The sequence below is a fragment of the Colwellia sp. PAMC 21821 genome (genome assembly GCF_002077175.1).
In the GTDB taxonomy this organism is placed as follows: Bacteria; Pseudomonadota; Gammaproteobacteria; order Enterobacterales; family Alteromonadaceae; genus Cognaticolwellia.
The window spans coordinates 3,308,539-3,331,168 of record NZ_CP014943.1; the positions used below are offsets into that span (position 1 = coordinate 3,308,539).

Consider the following 22,630-nt stretch of genomic DNA (forward strand, 5'->3'; position numbering starts at 1 on the left):
CAGAATTTAAATAAGCGACAGTGGCTAAATAGTTTAGTTACTGTTTTATATAGTATGTTTGAGGGAAGAAGATGAGAATTCTTCACTGCCCCCGCAACGGTAATTGTAGTTATGCATGCTGTATTTATAGCGAACATAATTATATCAGTCCGAGCACTCGAGCCTACTTAATTAAACTGTGTTTTAACGCAGTAAATACTACGGTGCGGAGGGTATCGTTAATGAGGTTATATGAACATTAAGCAAAACAATTTTTTCAAAAAATCACTATTATCACTTGCTGTTGCCGGCGCTATGTCGACATCTTTTATTGCTTCGGCAAATACCGAGAACACAGCAAAAGATGTCGAAGTATTAACGGTAACTGCAACGCGTTCACAGTTAAATATTGATGACACGCTAACTAGCCAAGTGGTTATTACCCGTGCTGATATCGAGCTTGCTAATCCTATTTCTTTATTAGATTTGCTGTCTACAGTACCGAGTATCGATATAGCAACAAATGGTGGTAGAGGTCAAAATTCTTCTATTTTCATGCGTGGCACGAATTCAGATCATACCTTAGTGCTTATTGATGGTGTGCGTGTTAGTTCTGCTACATCGGGCGGTACAAGTTTAAATACTATTTCACCTGAAATGATCGAGCGGATCGAAATAGTGCAAGGACCACGTGCAGCATTATGGGGTTCAGACGCTATTGGTGGTGTTATTCAAATATTTACTCGTCAGTTATCTGCAGGTGAATTATTTGCGAGTGCTAGTTATGGTAGCGATAATTATACTAAATTTAGCGCTGGCGCCGGCATTAGCCATGGCGACGGTCAAACAAGTATTACCATTAGTAAAGAAGAAAGCGACGGGTTTGATGTTCAAGAAGGTAGCGAAACTGATGACGATGGTTACGACTTTACTTCAGTCGCGATTAGAGGCCAGCAAAAAGTTAGCGAAGATTTTTCATTAGAATGGATGCTTTCAAGTGACAGCGGCGATAATGAATACGATGGTTACTATAATGGCTCTGACATTAAAAACCATGCGTGGTTAGTGCGAGCAAATTACGCAAGTGATATTAATGGCGTAATGAACAATACTGTTTTTTCTGTTGGACAAAGTCGTGACAGTGCAGACAGCTTAAGCAATGGCCAATCACAAGGTATTTTCGAAACGCGTCGTAATCAATATTCTTTAGTAAATAGCAGCCAGTTTTCGGATGATTTTCAAGTTAATGTTGGTGTTGACTATTATCAAGACGACGTGTCTAAAAGTACCACGGTTTATGACAAAGAAGAGCGAGATACCACAGGTGTTTTCGCCCATGCTTTATACACTGAAAATGCTTGGACATTTGAAGCCACAGTAAGACACGATAGTGTTGAAGATGTTAACTCAGAAAACACCTATAACGTCGGTGTAGGTCATAAAGTTGATGAAGATACTCGCGTTGTGCTTAATTACGGCACAGGCTTTAAAGTACCTACTTATAACGACTTGTTCTACCCAGGTTTTGGTACGCCAACGCTTAATTCTGAGCTTTCTGAAACAGCAGAGTTATTTTTTGAAACCAAAATTTCTGACGTTAAAACTACGGTTAGTTTATATCGCTCAAAAATTGATGACTTAATTGGTCGCAAAAATGGTTCGGCAGCAAACTTCGAAAAAGTGGAAATTAACGGTATTGAAATTTCAGCAAACTACCAAGCTTTTGGTGGTACGCATGATTTTAATATGTCGTACACTGATGCTGAAGATCAATCGTCAACAAACACTACGGGCAAGTTGAGCTATGAGCAATTAATTCGCCGTGCTAAAGAAAAGTTTAACTATAAGTTTGTTACAACAATTAGTGAAGTGGATGTGTACGCTGAGTACCAATTTGTTGGCTCAAGAAAAGATGATGTTTTCGGTATTGGTAAAGTTGATTTAAGCAGCTATCAATTGATCAACTTAGGTTTGAACTATGACGTGTCGAGCAACTTCAGTGTTTCTTCACGCGTGACCAACTTACTTGATAAAGAATATCAAACGGCAAGCAGTTACAATTCACAAGAACGTGCACTTTATGTCGGTATTACTTACAGAAACTAAGTGATGTTCAGTTGTTTGAAAACGGTTAAGCTATCGTGAGTTGACCGTTCAAATTGCGTTAATATAAAGGCACCTGACGAGGTGCCTTTTTACTATTATTTTTACCGTTATTTTTCTGAGATAAGTTGCTCGCAGGCATGAGCACAGGCGTTTTCTAAACGTGCAAGAGTGTCAGCTGAGGTAATACCAAATCTTAGCGTGTCTTGCTCATCGGCTAGTCGACAATAAACCCCTTGTTGGCATAGTAAATGATAGATTTTTTTTGCGCTATCGGCTTGCTTAAAAGCTATCGTAAGAAATAAGTCACAGCCTTTTATATCCAAAATTAGTGCCTTGGAAAAGACTTGCCACAGTGTTTGCTCTTGAGCTGTTCTCCATTTTTTTAACGTCTGTTTTTGCTGTTCTTGCCAGTGAGTATCGCTTAATGCTTGTTGCGCTATTATTTGTGCTGGTCCATTGACTTGCCACGGCCCTAATAACGCTGCAAAGGTGTTACACCAATCGTTATTTGCTACTAGAAAACCAATGCGAATACCGGCTAAGCCGAAAAATTTACCAAATGAACGTAGCACGAAACAGTGATTATCATTAACTTGCGGGCAATAAGAGTTTTCGCTTGGCATAACATCAATAAAGGCTTCATCGAGTACTAACAAGCCGTTAAGCTGTTTTAATTTTTCATGATATTGTTTGATTACATCACAGGTATAAAACTGGCCAGTTGGATTATTAGGGTTAATGATCACAACAACGCTATTTTCCGCTAAGTTTTCAATTTCAGGTAATAAATCCTGATACCAATGCAACTTATAACCTGCGATTTTCCAAGCCTGAGCATGTTCTTTATAGCCCCGTACAGGTAAATAAACAGCTTGTCCGTTGGCATTTTTTTTCCGATAAACATCAGGCAGTGCTTTTATAATGGCTTGGCTACCATTAGTAATAACAAGTTGTGAGCATTGATAATATTGCTTTGCCGCAGCGATAAGTTTTGGGCTTAGCTGTGGTAACTGCTGCCATACATTGACTGGAATATTGGGAATAGGATAGCTAGTGGGCGCAATGCCTGTAGATAAATCAAGCCAATCGATGAGCGGAATTTCATATTGCTCTGCCACCTGTTGCAGTTGCCCGCCATGCATTAATGCCATGTTAACCCTATTGGTAAATGTACTAAGTTATTGAAAAAGTCATCAGCTGAAAATCATATCTGGAAAATATGACCTGGAAAACATTGCCTGGAAAACATTGCCTGGAAAACATTATCTAGAAAACATCATCTGAAAATTATCATCTGAAAAATCAGCACCGCCGCTAAAAACAGCAGGCTAGCACGGCTGACTATACGTAAACTTTTGGGTATGTCATCAGCGGTAACTTCTTGGCCTGATCCGAGAGTAACAGAGTTAATCACCTTACCGTGATATAGCGCGCTACCGCCTAATTTTATTCCTAAAACGGTTGCCCCTGCAGCCATCACCCAACCACCATTATGGCTTTTATATTTATTGCCTTGTTGTAAGGCATTCAATATTGCCTGACGAAAACGTCCCCGCGCTAGACCTTGTAAAGCATAAAGCAGTACGCAGCATTTACCGGAAATAAAACCAAGCAAATCATCGAGCCGGGCGCTTGCATAACCAAAGTGTTGATAGCGTGAAGTTTTATAACCCCACATAGCATCTAGGGTGTTTGCAAAACGGTGCAGAATAACCAATGGAGCACCACCCATTACATAGTAAATGAGTGAGGCTATAACCGCGTCGTGACCATTTTCTAACATTGATTCTACGGTAGCGCGCGACATTTCCTGTTCTGTAAGCGCTGAGGTTTCTCGGCTAACAATGTATCCAGTAAAATGGCGAGCACTGTCGAGATCGCCAGACTTTAATGGCCGATATATTTGCAAAGCATGTTGATACAAACTGTTCAGACCAAGGCATAAATAAAGTACATAAGCATCAAGCAAAACTTGCCAATACCAAGTTAGATCATTCAGTAGATAAAAGTAAATAATCGGTAAGGGTAATACTAGTAAACCCCAAGCAGATATACCCAGTAATCTGGTTTTTATAACCGAGCTATGTAAATCTGTAGGATTAAATTTCGCTTCTAATTTATTGGCTAAATAGCCAAAGCCGACCAAATAATGAAAGTGCTTTGCTTCACCTAAAAACTTATCCAATATTAATGCCAAAAATAGGGTGAAAAATACCGTAAATTCGGGCAACAGCAGCAATACATCATTAATAACATTGTCGGTTAAAGCGATCATCATTTAAAAACTCATAATGTATGAAAAATTACTGGCTGAAACTTATTAAGATAAAAGCTCAAAGCACTGGTGATTATGCTGATAGTTTACGTTAAGCATGCAGCCATTATCGAATAACTGGTAGGCGTTGCCCGTTGAGCTTAGGCCTAATTTTGCTAAAAAGCAGCGTAATGCTTCACCATGAAAAATCACCAACAAGTTTTTATTACTATGGCTTTTAGCTAATGCTTCTAATGTTTGATAAATACGGCTTGCACAGCTGACTGCACTTTCTCCATTTTCAGCTTTAAGCTCAGTAAATTGATGCAATATTTCGTGATAGTTTTTATCGCTCTTAATATCATCAACATGCTGACCTTGCCAATGCCCTAAATCTCGCTCATTTAGACCGTCAGCCCTGAGCATAGGGGCATTTAATTGCTGCTGGCATATTTTAGCACTAGCGACTGCTCGGCCTAATGAAGAAGAAATGATTAAGTCTATATTCTGATCCGCGAGGTGTCTTGCAAGCGCTTGTGATTGCTGAATACCGGTTTCGGTTAATTCGCTGTCTAATAGGCCTTGAAAGCGTTGCACTTTATTCCATTGTGTTTGGCCATGACGAGCTAAATATAGTTTTGTTTTCATTTATTAGCTTCTAGACCTAGATTTGTTAGCAGTTCAATGCCATTAATTGGACGAGGAGAATAACCAAATCATGCCTTCGATTCAATGCAAAAATTCATTCTTCTGTGTATTGCCTTTTAAACACTAAATAGTCGGTGTTAGTGTTGAATAACCGCTATGCATGACGTAAAATTAACGCTGATTTAGGTGTCTTCTGTCTTGGTTTACTCATTATTATTATTTGAGAGTGAAATATGACAAATGAAGATGAAACGTGAAACTGGTTAAATACCAGTACTGCCCCCGCAACGGTAACTGTGAGCAGCAACAAAACCACTGTATTGAATCATTATTGAGCTAAGTAAAATTGAGCTAAGTAAAATTGAGCTAAGTAAAATTGAGCTCAGCAAAATAGTGAAGGTATGGGAAGGTGTTGCAAATGCAATGAACAGGAGTCCGGAGACCGGCCTAGTCATATCTTTTGATAGTAAACATTTTTGTAAATGTTGCTGATTAGATATTACTCGACAACTGCGGTGGGCGGTGATTCAGAGAACAGTTCACGGTCTGAATTTTAGCTTTAAGATCGCCGATGCTTTATTAAGGTATTTTACGCTTTAATAATGAATGATGCGACAGACACCGTTTACCTACTTTGATTTCCTACACCGTTAACATTACCTATGTTTTAGACAACGGAATCGTTATGAAATCAGTCAATCAAAAATTACCCATTAGTTTATTTGTTGCCGTATTAGCAATACTAACTTTGCTTATGCTTGCGACACGTACGCATCACTTTGCTAGTTTTAATCATTTACCCAGTGCTTCAATTGCTATTTTTTTCTTAGCGGGGATGTATTTACGAAACATTAAAGCCTTCTGGTTTTTCTATATTTTGACCCTAACGGTAGACCTTGCCTCATCATACTATCGCGGGCAATTTGGCGACTGTATCACTACCTCATACCCAGCATTAGTGTTAAGTTACGCCGCTATGTTTACGGCAGGTTATTATACTCGACCTAATTGGCAGCATAATGCTTGGCAAACTAATATTGTTAAAGTGGCATTAGCCTTATTTATTGCCAGTTCAATTGCCTTCTTCATCTCAAATGGCAGTTATTACGCATTTTCAGGTAAGTTTCCTGAGCTGTCTTGGGCAGAATACGCAACGCGCGTTGATAAGTATTTCTTTAAATCTATTTCTAATCCTATTTTTTATGTTATCTCCGCTATGGTGATTGATTTTACCATCAGCCATTTCTTTGTTAATAAAGCGATAAACAATAATAGCCATGCCAGTAATGGTCATTAGTTGCTAATTGCTAATTGCAAAATAGCCTAAAGAGAAAATAGCCTCAAGAGAAAGGACTAGTTGATGACATCAGCGAATAAAAAAACTTTATCAGCCCAGAACAACAGCGTTAAGCATAAAAATAAGGCATTGCAACCTAAAGCATTTGAGCATAAACCCGAGCAGCAAGCGGGTAGCGGTGTTATGTGTTCAGCACTTATTATTGCTGCGCCACATTCGGGCTCAGGTAAAACAACCGTAACAGCGGCATTAGCTCGTTATCACCGTAATCAAGGTCGTAAAGTTACCGTGTTTAAAGTTGGCCCTGACTTTATTGACCCGATGATATTACGCCAAGCCAGTGGCGAGTTGGTTTATCAATTAGACCTATGGCTCGTTGGTGAGCAAGGCTGTCAGGAGTTACTTTATCGCGCGGCAGTAGAGTCAGATCTCATTTTAATTGAAGGGGTTATGGGCTTATTTGATGGTACGCCAAGTAGTGCCGATTTGGCGGAGTATTTTAATATACCCGTGCTAGGCGTTATTGATGCTAAGGCCATGGCACAAACCTTTGCTGCAGTTACGTTTGGCTTAGCTAAATTTAGAAAAAATTTACCTTTTGCTGGCGTGATTGCCAATCGTGTTAACAGCGAACGTCACATAGAGCTGATAAATGAAAACTTTCCGAAAGAGTTTCGTTTTTATGGCCGCATGCCCAAAGATGAAACCATTACCTTACCGGCACGTCATTTAGGCTTAGTACTGGCGCAAGAATTATCAGATATTGATGCACAACTCGATCAAGCAGCAAGTCATATTGCCAATACAGGACTGACAGAGTTACCTGAAAAAGTAGAATTTTTTGCTCACAATGCCGACAATGCTGAAACCAATACTGAAACCAATACTGAGCAAGCATTGCTCGGCACCCGAATTATTATTGTGCGAGATAGCGCATTTAGCTTTATCTACGCGGCCAATATTGCCTTTTTACAGCAAGCCGGCGCAGAGCTCGTTTATTGTTCAGCACTGGCTGACGCACACCTACCTGATGGCGATATTTTATATATTCCTGGTGGTTATCCTGAGCTATATATTGAGCAGTTAATGGCTAATGTCACTTTTCTCGATGACGTTAAATATTTTGCGGGTAGTCATAAACCTATTATTGCTGAGTGTGGTGGCATGATGTATCTGCTTGAGCAACTTACTGATATGTCAGGAAAAGAGTTTTCGATGCTAGGCTTAATGCCAGGTAAAGCTATTATGCAGAAAAAAATAGCGGCTATCGGATCACAGTGGGTTGATTTAGCAGGTTTTGGCGAAGGTGCTGATGCCAGTGGTGCTGACAATACTGATAATATAATGCGAGGACATAGTTTTCACTATTCTTCTGCTGAAATTGACCTAGCACCCAGTGGCCAAACAACACATCACCCGAGTGAACGCGCCGGCGAATTTGTTTACCAGCATAACAACATTCTTGCTTCTTATATGCATTGGTATTTACCAAGCAATCCCGGGTTAACTTTACGTATTTTTGATAAAACGCGATGTCTTTAACAACTTACAAACGTATATAACAAGAAGTAAATTATGAATGATATTAAAAAAGGTTCTGCTGAGCAGTCTAAAGTTGAAATAGCTAAAGCCAAAGAACAAAAACATGTTGAACGCCAGAAAAAAATAAAAGCCAGTGTCGATGAACGGGTTGCCCAAGCGACGGAAGAGCGCGGTGTGCTTGTTGTTATTACTGGCAATGGCAAAGGTAAAAGTACATCGGGTTTTGGTACGGTATTACGCGCGATTGGTCATGGACAAAAAGCAGGTATAGTGCAATTTATTAAAGGTTCAAAATGGGAGTGTGGAGAAATGAATATTTTAAAGCAATTCCCTATTCAACATCATGTTATGGGTACAGGTTTTACTTGGGAAACCCAAAGTACTGAAACTGATATTGCCGCTGCAAAAGTTGCATGGAATAAAAGTAAAGAGATGTTGAGTGATGAAAGCCTTGATATCGTTTTACTTGATGAAATGACTTACATGGTCAAATACGGCTACATTGAATTAGATGAAATTATTGCAGTGTTGAATAATCGCCCTAAGATGCAACATGTACTTATTACGGGCAGAGCGTGCCACCGTCGTTTGATAGAATTAGCTGACACAGTATCTGAAGTCCAGCCTATCAAACACGCGTTCAAAGCAGGTATAAAAGCACAAAAAGGTTTAGATTGGTAAGTTGAGTGGTGCAAGTGAAGCCTGAAAGAGACTGTTGTAATGTCTCAGCGCCAGTAGATTATGTTCTACAAGATCTAAGCAGAACCTAAAAGCACATGCAAATTATTTCGAATAGGGTACTTATAGAATTTGGTTAAATTAAAACAATGTATAAAATATAATTTTAGAGGAAATGGATGTTTGCAGTGCGCTAAGTTAGCATCCGTCAGAAATAACATTGTATTGAGGACCAACTGTTTCCGATTGTGCTTGGGTGTATCTAAAGTAACAGTTATCGTCACTCACTTGATTATTTTCATTTGAATCATAACCAACATAAACAAAATTAACGCCTTGTTCTTCAAAAATTTTGCCACCCGAGAGCTTAAATTGCTCAGACACTTGGATCTGTTTATAGACTTCATGATTGTCGATGTAAGAGTGTAATAATCTTAAGTCAACGCCATTAAGATCAATCGAACCATTACGATCCATATCAATATCGACTAAATCAGTTCGTCCCGCAACAGGAAATGTGACATAGCTTGGCAATTTTGACTTTACAAAAATCAATCGATTTGCCGCTTTTAAACTAACGCTAAATTGACTTAACACGGCAACTTTAGCTTCTTTTGTTAAGCTAATAAACTTAGGTAATACTGTTGCGGATAAGATCCCTAGTATCACGATTACAACGACTAATTCAATTAAAGTGAAACCTTTACTGCTACGATTATTCATTTATTACACGCTTTATTTAATGTTGTTTTTAACGGTATTTGCATAAACGTTAACCGTATTTACATAAACGTTAGGTGGCTTAAAAAAGCATACATCTTAAGGGTATATTAATGAAAGATAAACCATTATTACTTTTTTAAGTACTTTGTTATCACTGCTGATGGCTAATGTCAGACCTATGTAACGCCATAGTTGAGTAACTTAATATGATCAACGCGTTATTAAAAATAAGTGCCTTCTTTTTGGGCTTTTTACTTTGTTATGAGTTAAGTTTATTAGCTAAGTGTCTGAATTTATTTAGCTTATTAGGAGGAGGGAAACCCAAGTCTGTAATTACTTTTGTTTAAAAAGGAACAATAAACAGCTACCTTGATTTATTGTTCCTGGGCACAGTAAATTAAAACGCTAATTCAATGGCTATAATGCGTCAACTTGATAAATAATTAGTGATTATTTTTTTTCATCAAGTTTTAAAATTAATGATTTTAACTCTGCTATTTCTTGTTTTAATTCGCCTAACGTTGGCTGGTTTTTATTTTTTTCTTTTGAGTGTTCTTCCTCCATCACATTTACCACAATACCGATAACCATATTTAAAAATGCGAACGCGGTAAAAAAGATGAAGGTCATGTAATAAATCCAGCTATACGGATATACCTCCATGGTCTCATATTGAATGTCGGTCCAATCTTCGAATGTCATGACTCTAAACAGGGTAAGCATTGAAATGGCAATGTCGCCCCATAATTTAGGGTTAATGGTATTAAACAGGAAGCTACCAATAGCGGCGTAGATATAAAATATTATGAACATCAACAACACTACGTAGCCTAATTGAGGTAAGGCTTTTACCAGTGAGTTAATTAGTATTCGAAGTTCAGGTACAACAGAGATCATCCTTAAAACACGAAACACCCGAACTAATCTAGCGAGTAACGCCATTTCTGAATCATTAATGGGGATAAGGCTAATAACAACCACCAGGGTATCGAAGACATTCCAAGCAGATTTAAAAAAGTGCTTTTTATTTTCCTCAGCGATAAATCTTAGTAATATTTCAAATAAGAAGAATAAGGTGATGAAGCTATCTAGCACTGTGGTGATTGAAATAGCTGTATTTGACAGAGTGTATGTTTTTGCGCCAATTTCAAGAGCAGAAATTATGATGACACATATCACACTTAATTCGAAAAACTTGTTGTTTTTCAGCTTAATGATGGCCGCTTTAGTGTTTTGGTACATTGAGATAACTTAAATCATTGTTTAAAGGTAATTTCGAAGCCGAATTATAAGCTTTTTGTGATCTACTTGGCTAAGTTTTTATAAAATTTAATAACGAGCAGTGTAAAAAGTAAATGCTACATTTTGTTACAGATTCATTGGGTTAAGAGAATATAAAATACAATGGACCTTAGCGTTGTTAGTGTAATAGTAAAATGATATAACTGTAACCAAGTACTTTTTTATCAATTGAAATAATAGATTATAGTTAAATGATTCAAAATAATAATTCACTTGATAGCAGAAAAAATACGAGCTTTAAGCTGTTATGGGTAATTGCCTTTAACAGGCGGTTTTTATTTTCGTCATTGCTTATATTGACGAGTTTTTTCACGAGCTTTAACGCTCAAAGTCAAAATCCATCTCAATATACAGAGCAAAACCTTGGTCAGAAGCTATCGTCCCTTGAATCAATGAAAGATACAAACCAAGCCTTAGATTTAATCACCTCGCTCAGTAAAGACAAAACCTTATCAACGTTAAACAAACTCTCTGTTTTAGCTAGCCAAAGTAGGATATATCATCAATTAGGTCAACTGGATAATGCGATTGAAGTTACACAAAAAGAGCAGCAGCTGGCTAATGAATTTGACTTAAAACAATTGGAAGCTGATGCTTTTAAAAGAATGGGGATTTTTGCTTATTATAAAGGTAAGAACAGTTTGGCCCTAAGCTCATATCAGCAAGCGCTTAACTATTACCTAACTATTGATGAACCCATAGCCCAAGCAAACTTATATAATAATATTGCTTTAGTTTATAGCCAAACAGCTGATCACAAGCGTGAGCTAGAAATATATCAAAAAATTCAACCTATATATCAAGAGTTTGGTAGTCCTAAAGATAAAATAGACGTGCAAAATAACCTTGCGGTTATGCACTTACGGCTAAAACGTTATGACACATCAATTCCTATGTTCCTCGACATAATAGAGAAGCTTAAAAATATTTCAGATCAAATAGGCCTAGCCAAGGCATATAGTGATTTAGGTTCTTCTTTTAAATATGCTGGGGATTATGAAAAAGCTCAGGATTATATGATTTTAGCACTTAACTTACATCATCAAAATGAAGATGATTATAATGCGGCTTCTACTTTACATAACTTGGCCGAGCTTAATATCATCATGCAAAATATCGACCAAGCAAAAATATATGCGAAACAGTCTATAAAATTGAGTCTTGCTCGGGGACACGACAATGCATATGCTGGCGCATTATATAGCTTAGCTAAGGTATACTTTCATGAAGGCAAATATGAACAGGCTATGCGTTATATCGAACAATCGAGTGAAGTAGCTGAAAAAATGCAATATAAGGAGCAACTTAAATTTAACGTTTCTTTAGAAGCACTTTTATATGCAGCACAACATCAAACATTTAAGGCCGTAGCTAGCCAGGATGATTTTTTGCAAGCTCAACGTGAACTAGCTAATAATGAACTTAATTCAGAGTTAGCCTTTTTTGATTCAGCGCAATTAAAACAACAAGTTGAACGGTTAAAGCAACATCAACGTTTACAAGAGCTTGAAATAGAACGTTCATCACAAACGCGCATTATTATTATTATTATAATCGTTGCTGCATTGCTTATTAGTTTTTTAATTGCCCGCCGAGAAATAGAGCGTCGCTCAAAGAATGCCCTTGAGAAGAAAGTTAAGCAAAGAACTACCGAACTTGAATATCTAATGCAAGAACTACAAAATGCTAACAAGATAAAAAGTCAATTTTTAGCGAATATGAGTCACGAAATTCGAACACCATTAACTACGGTTATTGGTCAAGCAGAAGCAATAATTAGTGGCGATGTTGAAGAAGAGTTTATCGCTAAAGAAGTTAAAATCATTCTCGGTAATAGTTTACATTTATTAGAACTTACCAATAATATTCTCGATTTAAGTAAAATTGAAGCAAATAAAATTGAGCTTGATATACAACAGCAAAATTTGCACGACATCTTGCAAGAACTCGCTAATATGTTCAGTTTACAAGCTAGATCTAAAGGCTTAACATTTGAAATTATTCATTATTTACCAAATCCGTTTTTAATTGAGATTGATGGTTTTCGCGTAAAACAAATTCTGATCAACCTTTGTGCTAATGCGATTAAATTTACGCCTAAAGGGCACGTAGAATTAAATATTAGCCAAAAAGATAATAATCTGATATTTAAAATTACCGACAGCGGAATCGGTATGAGTAGCTCGCAACTACAAAACTTATTTGAAAGCTTTACCCAAGGAGATAGCAGTATTAACCGACGTTTTGGTGGTACAGGCTTAGGGTTATGTTTGTCAGACCAATTAGCTAAGATTATGGGCGGGGAAATTGAAGTTGAAAGTGAGCTAAACCAAGGTAGTGTTTTTGTTTTTAGTTTACCTTGTAAAGCAAGCTTTAATGAGCTGTGTAGTGAAAGTAAAGTATTGGCTACTGACCTAAATAATAACGAAGAGCATCAGCAATTACAGGGCACAATTTTACTTGCTGATGATCATAACGACAACCGACGACTTATTGCTCGGTTATTAGCTTCGTTGGGTTTAGATGTTATCACCGCTCGTAATGGTTATGAAACACTCGCCTTATTCAAACAACACCAACCTACGTTAGTGTTAATGGATATTCAGATGCCTGAAATGGATGGTATCGAAGCGTTTAAAATTTTGCGACAACAAGGATGCACAACGCCAATTATTGCCTTAACCGCTAATGCAATGTCGCATGAAATAGAACATTATTTATCACTGGGCTTTAATGATCATCTATCGAAACCCATTGAACGAAATACTTTTATCCCAACCGTTGCAAAGTATTATGACGGTAGTATTTCACAAGCCATGGCGAATGAAAGTTTTAATAACGTGGATATGTCAGATTTAGTACAGGAATTTAAATCTAACTTGGTGTTAGAGCAGCAAGATTTAGTGCTACATATTAACAACAAAGACTTTGATAAACTGGCTAAGCTATCGCATCGCATTGCTGGAGCAGCACAAATGTTCGGCTTTGCTGATTTATCCCTTTATGCCATTGGTCTAGAAACAGCGATTAAAAATAATCATATTGACAGTATTAATGAACACACCCCAAAATTGCTGAATGAGATAGACAACGTATTGTGGTAATACCTGCTCCGCATTCAAGCTAGGTTACCCAAAATCCTGAACGTCAGCGAAAGGTCGTTGAATATTCAGCAATTTTATATATCCTTCTAAATACAGTAAATGCAAAAGCTGCTCCACGTAAAAACTCGAGATAACATTTGATGGCCAAATTGTTGCATCAAGCGTGTGAAGCCCTTTGGAGCTTAGCGTTGTTAGTAGAATAGTAAAGTGCTATAACTAACTTCTAAGGGTTATTTATCGATTGAAATAATAAAGTATAACTAAATTCGCAAGCGTAATAATTGACTTGAGAGTACAAAGCAGGCGTGTTTTAAGGTGTTATAGATGGCGGATCCCAAAAAAGCATTGTTGTTCTATGTATTGTGTTTACTTAGCGTTTTTACGAGTTTTACGGTACAAAGTCAAAATCAGAACTCGAATCAAGCACTAGATAAAAGCTTTAGTCAGCAACTATCGATAATTGAGGCGATGAAAGATCAAAACCAAGCTTTGAATTTAATCACCTCTCTAAGTACAGACAACACCTTATCAACGCTAGACAAACTCTCCGTTTTAGCCAGTCAAAGTAGAATTCATCATAATTTGGGACAACTTGATAATGCCATTAACGTTGCACAAAAAGAGCAACAGCTTGCCAATAAATTTCAGTTAAGTCGACGTGAAGCAGACGCCTATAAAAGAGTTGGTGTGTATGCCTACTATAAGGGGAAAGGTGACTTGGCATTATATTCCTACCAACAAGCACTTAAATATTATCTAACGCTCGAGGCTCCTATTGCCCAAGCCAATTTATACAATAATATAGCCTTAGTTTATGCAGGTACAAGCGAGTTTGAAGAGGCATTGTTAAGCTATCAACAAGCAGAGCAGAGATATCAAAAGTATGGTAGTGAATTAGATAAAATTGATGTGAAATTTAATATTGCGGGCTTTCATTTAGAGCTTAAGCGATACGATATCGCCATAGCTATGTATCACGAAGTGCTTGAAAGGCGGGTAAAGATTTCAGATCATAGTGGAATTGTAATGGCGTACGGCGAAATCGGCACTGCTTATAAATATGAGGGGGATTATGAAAAGGCTGAGCACTATATGAAGCTTGCACTTGATTCTGCTCGCCATAATAAAGATGACTTTTATGTTGCTTCTGTTTTACATAACTTTGCCGAACTTTATAACGATCTTCAAAACCCTGAACAAGCTATCGTTTATGCAAAGGAAGGCATTCGCTTAGCTATTGAGCAAGGGCATGACAATGCTTATTCAGGGGCGTCATATGCTTTAGCTAAAGCTTATTTTTATCAAGGGAAATATGACTTGGCTTTGCGTCATGTCAAAGAGTCAAATGACATAGCTGAAAAAATAAAAAATAAGGACCAAATACAATACAACCTATCGTTAATAGCACTTATATATGCGGCACAACATCAAAATGTTAAAGCAATTACCAGTCAACATAGTTTCTTGAAAGCGCAATTTGAACTAGCCAATAGTGAACTTAATTCGAAGTTAGCGTTATTCGATTCTGAGCAATTGAAGCAACAGGTAGTACAGTTAAAGCAACAAAAAATTTTACAGGAGCTAGAAGTGGAAAGCGCTTCACAAGAGCGTATTACTATTACCATTGTAGTTATTGCTATCTTGCTTATCGGCTTTTTAATTGCACGACGAGATATTGAGCGACGTTCCAAGCAGGAACTTGAGTCAAAAGTAAAACAAAGAACCAATGAACTCGAATATTTAATGCAAGAGTTACAAAAAGCGAACAACATAAAAAGCCAATTTTTAGCGAATATGAGCCACGAAATTAGAACCCCCTTAACCACGGTTATTGGTCAGGCAGAGGCGATAATAAATGGTGATGTGGAAGATGAATATATTAATAAAGAAGTTGAAATAATTCACGGTAATAGTCTGCATTTATTAGAACTTACCAATAATATTCTCGACTTAAGTAAAATAGAAGCAAATAAGATTGAGCTTGAAGTACAAACAATAGACTTGCACGAAATTTTGCAAGAACTTGCCAATATTTTTAGTTTGCAAGCAAAATCAAAACGCTTAACATTTGAAATAGTTCATAGTTTACCCACTCCATTTTTGATTGAAATTGACAGCTTCAGAGTTAAACAAATCCTTATTAATTTATGTTCCAATGCGATTAAATTTACGGCTAAAGGGCATGTAGAGTTAAAGATTAGTCAAAATGAGAGTACTTTGATGTTTAAAATTACCGATAGTGGCATCGGTATGAGTAGTTCACAATTGCAAAACTTATTTGAAAGCTTCACTCAAGGTGATAGCAGTATTAGCCGACGCTTTGGTGGAACTGGCTTAGGGTTGTGTTTATCTGATCAGTTAGCAAAAATTATGGGCGGCAAAATTGAAGTAGAAAGTGAGCTCAATCAAGGAAGTGTCTTTGCTTTTAGTTTTCCGTGCAAATTTAGAGATCCTGAGCAATGTAGTGAAAGTAGGGTATCAGCTATTGAACCTGGTATTGACCAAGAGCAGCAGCAATTAAAGGGCACTATTTTACTTGCTGAAGACCATAATGATAACCGGCGGCTTATTGCTAGGTTATTAGCTTCATTAGGCTTAGAGGTGCTGACAGCACGCAATGGTGTTGAAGCTATAGCTATATGTGAACAACACCAGCCAACATTAATTTTAATGGATATACAAATGCCAGAAATGGATGGTATTGAAGCGTTTAAAATTTTGCGGCAAAAAGGTTACAACTTACCGATTGTGGCGTTAACCGCAAACGCAATGTCGCATGAAATAGCCCATTACTTATCATTGGGCTTTAACGGTCATTTATCTAAACCTATTGAGCGAAATGTTTTTATTGCAACGGTTGCGCAACATTATGACGGCAGTATTTCTCAAGAAAAGGCCAATGAAAGTTTTAATGATGTTGATATGTCAGATTTAGTGCAAGAATTTAAATCTAACTTGGTGTTAGAGCAACAAGATTTAGTGCTGCACATCAATAACAAAAATTTTGATGAGCTTGCTAGACTATCGCACCGCATTGCTGGAGCAGCACAAATGTTTGGTTTTGCTGATTTATCTACCTATGCCATCGGACTAGAAACGGCGATTAAAAATAGTAATAGTGCCCGTATAGATGAGTACACACAAAAACTATTGAATGAGATAGACCATGTACTCTGGTAATAACAAGTACGGTATTATTACTAGACTCTTAACTTGACGATTAACTAAATTTTTTAATTAAGTAACTAATTAAGTTATAGGTATTGAAACACAGCATCTAAAGGTACATTGAAATATACAGAAATTTTAAATGCCACTTCTAAAGAGGGAGAGTATTTGTCTTTCTCAATCGCCACGATGGTTTGTCGTGAGACACCAACCGCGTCAGCCAACATTTGCTGTGTCATTTCTTCATTATCAAACCGCAAACGACGAATATTATTGCTAATTTTTTTCGTCATCTTAAAAGCCCCTTCGATAATAAAACACTTGCGTTGCAAACTTTACAATTTCAGCAACAAGAGCACCAAAAATAATAATATTGATAATGACATATTCATTCGGTAGATTTAGCAAAGATTCTAGTCTTTGGCTGATGAAAGGGAAGAGTAAATGCAGCACTGCGGCAATCGTAGTAAAGCTTAAAATGTAGTAGGCATGTTGAGTTCCAAGGAGTGTAATTTTTTATCTCGCTCGTCTTCATCATAGTTAGCATTTTTATTATCAATTATAGCGATAACAATGTGATGAAAAATTTCTAAAACAATAGTCATTATGACTACCGTTAGCAGGGCTGATTGCATAACACTCGTTGTTAAAGTGTCTTGTTGCGCGGCCCAATAAAGCGTTGAAAAATAGTTAAACCAAATATATATCGTAATGGCTAATGAAACCCAAATACTGCGCTCTTTGTATGACATAGTGTTCTTCCTGATATACATTGGATATTAATGGGCATATATGTAGAAAGCCTATTAATCAGTGTATGAAATATTTGACATGATGTATCAATAGTTTGACTTTAGTTGCTAGTGCTTTTGAAGTCAAATATTTTTAACATAGTGTCAGGTAAGTTTGACTTTTTTAATCTAATTTTGAGATAAAAATAGCACTATAGCCTAAGGCAGGGGTACCACTGTAAATTGATATTTTTAAGGTGTTGGTTGTTTTATTACGTAAATATTTATTGATGTTTATTGTGTTTTCTCTATGCTTTTCAACGCAATTTTATGTTTTAGCAGATGTTGTCATTAGCGAGGGTAATAAGCTTATCTACGGTTTTTAAGTTACGGGACGTGGCATTTACCTTTAATTTTTTTTCAATATTACTATGCGTTAATTTAGAGCGGCCATAACCATCTTCGCAATGTAAATAAAGCACCTTACCAATAATATGTAAATGTTCATTGTCTTTAAGATATGGCGATAATAACCCTATTGGGCTATTTGGAACATCAGACAGAAAGCAGAACAACACCTTACTACTGTCTTCGGAAATATTAATATGCTTAAAAGGTAAGTTTTCGCGGGCGTTTATTAAATCAGTAGGTGTTAAGACAAATACCGGCACCTCAAATTGATAATGCGACAAAATTTTCTGGTGTATCTGCTTGGCTAGTTGTGAGCAATCACTTACTCCAACTTGATTGTGATTAAAAACTACATTGCCACTTTGAATATAGCTTTGAACATTTTTAAACGATAATTGTTCATACAATGCTCTTAAGTCAGCCATTTTTATTATCTTCTGGCCGGCAACATTTATTCCGCGCAGTAATGAAATATAAGTGCTCATTTGAATACTCTCTTGAGTTAGAACTTCAATCTACCCATTAACATGTCTTTATACATAACCCAGTCGCCTAAGAAACTATACCAAGGATAGGTAAAAGTAGCGGGCTTATTTTTCTCAAAGAAAAAGTGACCAAGCCAAGCAAAACCATAACCGAACAATGGCAATGTCCATAGTAATATCCAGGCCGAGTTTATCAAAACATAGCCGAGTGTTATTACGATCAAACTAGAGCCAATAAAATGTAGTCTTCGGCAGATAATATTTCGATGTTGACTCAAATAAAAAGGGTAAAAAGACTTAAAATCAATATATTGTTTAACTTTTTCATTTGTCATAATTATTCCCTAGTTTATTTTGCTGGTCAGCACTTTCAAACCGATTAAAATCATAGCGCCACCCAGTACACGATCGATCCAATGACCTAAACGTTGAAATTTCGCATTAACACTGGGTCGAGAGAGTAAAGCTACGACGGTAGAAAACCAAAGCAGCTGTAATATCATCATCCATACACCGTAAATAACCAAATGTAATGTCGGTAAATTTGGTGACAAAACTACGGTAAACAAAGCAACAAAGTAAATTGGCGCTTTTGGGTTTAAAGCATTACATAAAAAACCTTTTGCAATAGCGGCTAAGTTTGAATGTTTTTTCAGCGCTTTTTGTTCGATGACATTATTAACCTCGCTGACAGCTTTTGCCCTTAAGCCTTGAAGTCCTAAATAAATAAGATAACAGCCGCCAATAATTTTTATTGTCCATAACGCTGTTGCTGAATTGGCAATAACGGCGGCTAAGCCCAAGGCAGAATAAATAATATGTACCGACAAGCCCAAAGCTATCCCAATACTGACCATAAACCCGGCTTGTTTACCATTAGATAAGGTTTGCTGAGATACCAAAACGAAGTCAGGCCCAGGCGATGCCGCCGCCAACAAGTGAATTGAGGTGATTAAAAGTAAGCCTTGCATTAAATCCATGAGTAACCTCGACATATATACGCTAAAAAAAGGCTTAAAAGTAAATAATAACAAGAATGTAGTCATTACTTTGAAAGTTCAGCTCTAAATTAACACTGCTAAATTTTAGCTGCAAATATACCTGTCACAATAATAGCTGATAGATATAATGATTAACTAAGATATAGCATTATAGTTATACAAATTTCATTAATTAGGGGTTCTTCTTCTAGCTCTTTAAATAAATCAAAGCGTTGTTTCTACTTAGCTTTTTAATTAATGTTACTGAGTCGTGTTACGATTAATCAATAACAAGAAACAGTTATTATTTAACATTATCAATTACGTTCAAAATCAATTACGTTTAAAAGGAATATCGATGAAATCTAAAATGTTGATCATAATGCTAGGCTTATTATTCGTAGCGTCATGCAGTTCGCTTGTAAGTAATAATACAGGGAAAAAAACACAATCAAGTAGCTTGATTGATTTTCTGTACCCAAATCAAGAAAGCCGCGCTGAACATAAAGCAGAAATTCCGCTATTAAAATTACCCGTTAAAGTTGGTCTGGCTTTTGTACCCTCTAAAAATTGGCAAAGAGATGGTATTCACGGTAAAGATCAGGTCGATTTACTCAATAAAGTAAAAAAATCGTTTCTTAAATATGATTACATTGATCGTATTGAAATAATACCAAGCACATACCTAAACGGCGGCGAAGGTTTCACAACCTTAGAGCAGGTAGGAAGGCTTTATGACGTTGATGTAATGGCTTTGGTTTCTTACGACCAAGTAACTCAATCACTTGAAAACAACGCCGCCTTACTTTATTGGACAATCGTGGGTATGTATATTATTCCTGGAAATGAAAACTCCATTCAAACCTTTGTCGATACAGCTGTTTTTGATATTAAAAGTAAAAAAATGCTTTTTAGAGCACCAGGTTTAAATAAACTTGAAAAAAGAACCACCGCGATAGGCGTTGACGACACCTTAATGGAAAAGTCACTTGAAGGTTTTGCTTTGGCCGTGTCAGATATGACCATTAACTTAGATGCAGAGCTTGCGCAATTTAAAACTCGAGTTAAAGAAGAGAAAATTGCAAAAGTTGAACATCGAAAAGGTTACAGTGGCGGCGCAGCTAGTCATTATTTGTTGATTCTTATGGTATTGATGCTAACCAGAAAGTACGGCTACAGAAAATTTAGTAAAACATGCCGAAGTAATTCTTTACAAAGAGATGTATTAAAATGAAAGCAGCAAAGAATGAATTTAAGCAGGAGAATGAACTTAAGCAGGAAATTGAAGCCAAGTGGTTGGATTGGAAAAATATTAAAAGCAAGAAAACTAAAGCTTTGCTAATCCTCTTATTTGTTGGTTTGATTGGCTTAAAAATATTCACCACCGTTTTAACGTTTGATTGGCTAGCTAGCTTATTCAGCTAACTTTTTTTGATGAAGCCGCCAGAGGTATATCGTGATTTCAAAGTTACCCCGTTGGGTGGAATATGGCGCGTTTGTTCTTGCTTTAGTCGCAGGGCTTGTTAATGCTGTTGGATTATTGGGCTTCAAACATCAATCTATTTCACATTTATCTGGTACTGCCACTCAGCTTGGTACGGGTATAGCAAACTCAACATTTGTTGATGCTTTTCATCTGTTTCTTATTTTATGTAGTTTCTTAATCGGTGCTGCCATTTCAGGCTACTTTATACGCGGTGGGGCACTAAAATTAGGCCGCAACTACAGTAGCCTACTTTATCTTGAGGCCATATTTCTTTTTGGCGCTATTTACTTCTTAACAAACGATTCTTTATATGGGCATTATTTAGCATCAGCCGCGTGTGGATTACAAAATGCGCTTGCAACAACATATAGTGGAGCGGTGATCAGAACAACCCATATAACGGGTATATTTACTGATTTAGGCATTATGCTAGGTGCAAAATTAAGAGGCGAGGTGTTTGATAATAGAAAGGGACTTTTATTTTTCCTGATCATAACTGGCTTTGTAACGGGTGGAATTTTAGGTGCTTTTTTATTTAGTATTTATAAATTTTACGCGCTACTTTTTCCAGCAGGCGTTTGTATTTTATTAGCCTTATCTTATTCGATTTACAATGGTCGAGTCAGCCGCTAGCGCTTTAAAGCTTATGAAATAGGTTGCTGCTGCTGTCTTTTCAACTTAAAAAATTATAATTTACACATGAAATAGGTTCAACCAAGCAGGTTGTTTCTCGCTAGATGAGCAATTAACACGCTTGGCTTGAACCTTTTAATCCGCCATTAAGGGAGAGTACAAATCTCCTGCGCTTTTTTATGGTAATGATCAGGGCTCAAACCTAATAGTTGTGGAATGGTGGCTGATATGGCAATCGATGAATAAGTACCCACCAAAATACCAAAAAATAAAGCGATAGCGAAACCTTGCAACGATTCGCCGGCAAATAAACCTATTGCCAGAACCGTTGCTAGCGTTGTGCCTGAGGTGATTAATGTTCGCACTAAAGTCGATCTAATCGCTTGGTTGATAATGGAGTCAATATCGCCATCTTTATTGCGCATCATAATATCTCTGATTTTATCACCGACAATTATCGAGTCATTAAGTGAATAACCTATAATAGCTAATAAGCTGGCTAAAATAGTTAAATCAAAGGCGATATTAAACCAAGCAAATATGCCCAGCACGATCACCACGTCGTGTACTAGGGCGACCACCGAACCCGCTGCTAATCGCCATTCAAATCTTAGCGACAAGTAAACTAGTATCACAATTACTGCAGTTAATAACGCTAATCCGCCTTGGTCGATAAGTTCGTCACCCACTTGGCTGCCAATATACATAGCATCTTGTGGGGTTATGGATAAGCCGCTTTGCTGGGATAACTCAGTTAACCAAGTGCTAGTTTGTTGGTCAGCGTTGGTATCAATTTGTCGAACGATCCAATGTGTACCATTGTCAGCTGACGATAATTGAAAGCCTTCAGGTAAGTAGTCACTCAGCAATGCCTGCATGTTTTTTTGTTCGACTGATTGCTCTGTAGAAAACTCAGTTAAGTAGCCGCCAGTAAAATCTAACCCAAGATTAAGGCCATGAGTAAATAAGCCGGCTAATGAAATAACGATCAGTGCCACTGCGAAATATAGACTAGCAAAACGAAACTTGCTGATAGGTGATGTTGGTTTTATGGTTGTGTTTTTCATGATTCAACTCCTAATTTTATTGCTTTGTTCGCTGTA

The 22,630-nt window shown here is 37.0% G+C and carries 20 protein-coding genes and 2 riboswitches; of the genes, 9 read left to right on the top strand and 11 right to left on the bottom strand.

The window, feature by feature from the left end:
• The first annotated feature begins 22 nt into the window (after nucleotides 1-22).
• Nucleotides 23-185: riboswitch (cobalamin riboswitch) on the top strand.
• Nucleotides 186-231: 46 nt separating this feature from the next.
• The gene (locus A3Q33_RS14030) at nucleotides 232-2,085 is read left to right on the top strand and encodes a TonB-dependent receptor domain-containing protein (RefSeq protein WP_081180481.1); all 1,854 of its coding nucleotides are present in this window, start codon (nucleotides 232-234) and stop codon (nucleotides 2,083-2,085) included.
• 107 nt (nucleotides 2,086-2,192) lie between these two features.
• Here the strand turns inward: A3Q33_RS14030 and cobD are convergent, their stop codons facing one another.
• The 3 genes from cobD to A3Q33_RS14045 all read right to left on the bottom strand — a co-directional run bounded on the left by cobD (nucleotide 2,193) and on the right by A3Q33_RS14045 (nucleotide 4,987).
• On the bottom strand, nucleotides 2,193-3,236 hold the full coding sequence (gene cobD, locus A3Q33_RS14035) for a threonine-phosphate decarboxylase CobD (RefSeq protein WP_081180482.1): 1,044 nt from the start codon (nucleotides 3,234-3,236) through the stop codon (nucleotides 2,193-2,195).
• Between the two features lie 125 nt (nucleotides 3,237-3,361).
• Nucleotides 3,362-4,363, bottom strand: coding sequence for an adenosylcobinamide-phosphate synthase CbiB (gene cbiB, locus A3Q33_RS14040; protein ID WP_231295692.1), 1,002 nt, complete (start codon nucleotides 4,361-4,363; stop codon nucleotides 3,362-3,364).
• Between the two features lie 42 nt (nucleotides 4,364-4,405).
• Nucleotides 4,406-4,987 (bottom strand): histidine phosphatase family protein, encoded by a 582-nt coding sequence (locus A3Q33_RS14045; protein ID WP_081180483.1) that lies wholly within the window; start codon nucleotides 4,985-4,987, stop codon nucleotides 4,406-4,408.
• 182 nt (nucleotides 4,988-5,169) lie between these two features.
• Nucleotides 5,170-5,452, top strand: a riboswitch (cobalamin riboswitch).
• A 220-nt stretch (nucleotides 5,453-5,672) separates the two neighbouring features.
• On the opposite strand from A3Q33_RS14045, the gene A3Q33_RS14050 reads away from it, so the two are divergent.
• The 3 genes from A3Q33_RS14050 (at nucleotide 5,673) to cobO (ending at nucleotide 8,507) form a co-directional block, all read left to right on the top strand.
• Nucleotides 5,673-6,284, top strand: coding sequence for a hypothetical protein (locus A3Q33_RS14050; protein ID WP_081180484.1), 612 nt, complete (start codon nucleotides 5,673-5,675; stop codon nucleotides 6,282-6,284).
• Between the two features lie 63 nt (nucleotides 6,285-6,347).
• Nucleotides 6,348-7,826, top strand: coding sequence for a cobyrinic acid a,c-diamide synthase CobB (locus A3Q33_RS14055; RefSeq protein WP_231295694.1), 1,479 nt, complete (start codon nucleotides 6,348-6,350; stop codon nucleotides 7,824-7,826).
• Between the two features lie 33 nt (nucleotides 7,827-7,859).
• The gene (gene cobO / locus A3Q33_RS14060) at nucleotides 7,860-8,507 is read left to right on the top strand and encodes a cob(I)yrinic acid a,c-diamide adenosyltransferase (RefSeq protein ID WP_081180485.1); all 648 of its coding nucleotides are present in this window, start codon (nucleotides 7,860-7,862) and stop codon (nucleotides 8,505-8,507) included.
• 195 nt (nucleotides 8,508-8,702) lie between these two features.
• Here cobO and A3Q33_RS20995 read toward each other — a convergent pair whose 3' ends face one another.
• Together A3Q33_RS20995 and A3Q33_RS14070 are read right to left on the bottom strand one after the other, a co-directional pair.
• Nucleotides 8,703-9,227, bottom strand: a complete 525-nt coding sequence (locus tag A3Q33_RS20995; RefSeq protein ID WP_081180486.1) for a type II secretion system protein — start codon at nucleotides 9,225-9,227, stop codon at nucleotides 8,703-8,705.
• 450 nt (nucleotides 9,228-9,677) lie between these two features.
• Nucleotides 9,678-10,469 (bottom strand): ion transporter, encoded by a 792-nt coding sequence (locus tag A3Q33_RS14070; RefSeq protein WP_081180487.1) that lies wholly within the window; start codon nucleotides 10,467-10,469, stop codon nucleotides 9,678-9,680.
• 452 nt (nucleotides 10,470-10,921) lie between these two features.
• Between A3Q33_RS14070 and A3Q33_RS14075 the strand changes: the two genes are divergently transcribed.
• Nucleotides 10,922-13,633 (top strand): response regulator, encoded by a 2,712-nt coding sequence (locus tag A3Q33_RS14075; RefSeq protein ID WP_196797963.1) that lies wholly within the window; start codon nucleotides 10,922-10,924, stop codon nucleotides 13,631-13,633.
• A 324-nt stretch (nucleotides 13,634-13,957) separates the two neighbouring features.
• On the top strand, nucleotides 13,958-16,813 hold the full coding sequence (locus A3Q33_RS14080) for a response regulator (protein ID WP_081180489.1): 2,856 nt from the start codon (nucleotides 13,958-13,960) through the stop codon (nucleotides 16,811-16,813).
• A 74-nt stretch (nucleotides 16,814-16,887) separates the two neighbouring features.
• On the opposite strand, the gene A3Q33_RS14085 is transcribed toward A3Q33_RS14080, so the two are convergent.
• The 5 genes from A3Q33_RS14085 to A3Q33_RS14105 form a co-directional block, all read right to left on the bottom strand.
• Nucleotides 16,888-17,094: a helix-turn-helix transcriptional regulator gene (locus tag A3Q33_RS14085; protein WP_081180490.1), complete on the bottom strand. Its 207-nt coding sequence runs from the start codon at nucleotides 17,092-17,094 to the stop codon at nucleotides 16,888-16,890.
• A gap of 180 nt (nucleotides 17,095-17,274) precedes the next feature.
• Nucleotides 17,275-17,553 carry a hypothetical protein gene (locus A3Q33_RS14090; RefSeq protein WP_081180491.1) on the bottom strand — a complete coding sequence of 93 codons (279 nt, stop codon included), beginning with the start codon at nucleotides 17,551-17,553 and terminating at the stop codon, nucleotides 17,275-17,277.
• 314 nt (nucleotides 17,554-17,867) lie between these two features.
• Nucleotides 17,868-18,428 carry a DUF1697 domain-containing protein gene (locus tag A3Q33_RS14095; protein ID WP_081180492.1) on the bottom strand — a complete coding sequence of 187 codons (561 nt, stop codon included), beginning with the start codon at nucleotides 18,426-18,428 and terminating at the stop codon, nucleotides 17,868-17,870.
• Between the two features lie 17 nt (nucleotides 18,429-18,445).
• Nucleotides 18,446-18,763, bottom strand: a complete 318-nt coding sequence (locus A3Q33_RS14100) for an Mpo1-like protein (RefSeq protein ID WP_081180493.1) — start codon at nucleotides 18,761-18,763, stop codon at nucleotides 18,446-18,448.
• A gap of 9 nt (nucleotides 18,764-18,772) precedes the next feature.
• Complete coding sequence (locus A3Q33_RS14105) at nucleotides 18,773-19,408, bottom strand: LysE family translocator (RefSeq protein WP_081180494.1); 636 nt, start codon at nucleotides 19,406-19,408, stop codon at nucleotides 18,773-18,775.
• 358 nt (nucleotides 19,409-19,766) lie between these two features.
• On the opposite strand from A3Q33_RS14105, the gene rhlP reads away from it, so the two are divergent.
• The 3 genes from rhlP to A3Q33_RS14120 are packed head-to-tail and all read left to right on the top strand — an operon-like array spanning nucleotide 19,767 to nucleotide 21,527.
• Nucleotides 19,767-20,642 (top strand): rhombotarget lipoprotein, encoded by an 876-nt coding sequence (rhlP, locus tag A3Q33_RS14110; RefSeq protein ID WP_081180495.1) that lies wholly within the window; start codon nucleotides 19,767-19,769, stop codon nucleotides 20,640-20,642.
• Complete coding sequence (locus A3Q33_RS14115; RefSeq protein ID WP_081180496.1) at nucleotides 20,639-20,833, top strand: hypothetical protein; 195 nt, start codon at nucleotides 20,639-20,641, stop codon at nucleotides 20,831-20,833. Before rhlP ends, A3Q33_RS14115 begins: the two co-directional genes overlap by 4 nt.
• Before the next feature lie 31 nt (nucleotides 20,834-20,864).
• Nucleotides 20,865-21,527: a YoaK family protein gene (locus tag A3Q33_RS14120; RefSeq protein WP_081180497.1), complete on the top strand. Its 663-nt coding sequence runs from the start codon at nucleotides 20,865-20,867 to the stop codon at nucleotides 21,525-21,527.
• Nucleotides 21,528-21,673: 146 nt separating this feature from the next.
• Here A3Q33_RS14120 and secF read toward each other — a convergent pair whose 3' ends face one another.
• Nucleotides 21,674-22,594 carry a protein translocase subunit SecF gene (gene secF, locus A3Q33_RS14125; protein WP_081180498.1) on the bottom strand — a complete coding sequence of 307 codons (921 nt, stop codon included), beginning with the start codon at nucleotides 22,592-22,594 and terminating at the stop codon, nucleotides 21,674-21,676.
• Between the last annotated feature and the right edge of the window lie 36 nt (nucleotides 22,595-22,630).

Coding starts and splice junctions, on each gene's coding strand:
- A3Q33_RS14030 (WP_081180481.1), top strand. CDS start 232: ATGAACATTAAGCAAAACAATTTTTTCAAAAAATCACTATTATCACTT.
- cobD (WP_081180482.1), bottom strand. CDS start 3,236: ATGGCATTAATGCATGGCGGGCAACTGCAACAGGTGGCAGAGCAATAT.
- cbiB (WP_231295692.1), bottom strand. CDS start 4,363: ATGATGATCGCTTTAACCGACAATGTTATTAATGATGTATTGCTGCTG.
- A3Q33_RS14045 (WP_081180483.1), bottom strand. CDS start 4,987: ATGAAAACAAAACTATATTTAGCTCGTCATGGCCAAACACAATGGAAT.
- A3Q33_RS14050 (WP_081180484.1), top strand. CDS start 5,673: ATGAAATCAGTCAATCAAAAATTACCCATTAGTTTATTTGTTGCCGTA.
- A3Q33_RS14055 (WP_231295694.1), top strand. CDS start 6,348: ATGACATCAGCGAATAAAAAAACTTTATCAGCCCAGAACAACAGCGTT.
- cobO (WP_081180485.1), top strand. CDS start 7,860: ATGAATGATATTAAAAAAGGTTCTGCTGAGCAGTCTAAAGTTGAAATA.
- A3Q33_RS20995 (WP_081180486.1), bottom strand. CDS start 9,227: ATGAATAATCGTAGCAGTAAAGGTTTCACTTTAATTGAATTAGTCGTT.
- A3Q33_RS14070 (WP_081180487.1), bottom strand. CDS start 10,469: ATGTACCAAAACACTAAAGCGGCCATCATTAAGCTGAAAAACAACAAG.
- A3Q33_RS14075 (WP_196797963.1), top strand. CDS start 10,922: ATGAAAGATACAAACCAAGCCTTAGATTTAATCACCTCGCTCAGTAAA.
- A3Q33_RS14080 (WP_081180489.1), top strand. CDS start 13,958: ATGGCGGATCCCAAAAAAGCATTGTTGTTCTATGTATTGTGTTTACTT.
- A3Q33_RS14085 (WP_081180490.1), bottom strand. CDS start 17,094: ATGACGAAAAAAATTAGCAATAATATTCGTCGTTTGCGGTTTGATAAT.
- A3Q33_RS14090 (WP_081180491.1), bottom strand. CDS start 17,553: ATGTCATACAAAGAGCGCAGTATTTGGGTTTCATTAGCCATTACGATA.
- A3Q33_RS14095 (WP_081180492.1), bottom strand. CDS start 18,428: ATGAGCACTTATATTTCATTACTGCGCGGAATAAATGTTGCCGGCCAG.
- A3Q33_RS14100 (WP_081180493.1), bottom strand. CDS start 18,763: ATGACAAATGAAAAAGTTAAACAATATATTGATTTTAAGTCTTTTTAC.
- A3Q33_RS14105 (WP_081180494.1), bottom strand. CDS start 19,408: ATGGATTTAATGCAAGGCTTACTTTTAATCACCTCAATTCACTTGTTG.
- rhlP (WP_081180495.1), top strand. CDS start 19,767: ATGAAATCTAAAATGTTGATCATAATGCTAGGCTTATTATTCGTAGCG.
- A3Q33_RS14115 (WP_081180496.1), top strand. CDS start 20,639: ATGAAAGCAGCAAAGAATGAATTTAAGCAGGAGAATGAACTTAAGCAG.
- secF (WP_081180498.1), bottom strand. CDS start 22,594: ATGAAAAACACAACCATAAAACCAACATCACCTATCAGCAAGTTTCGT.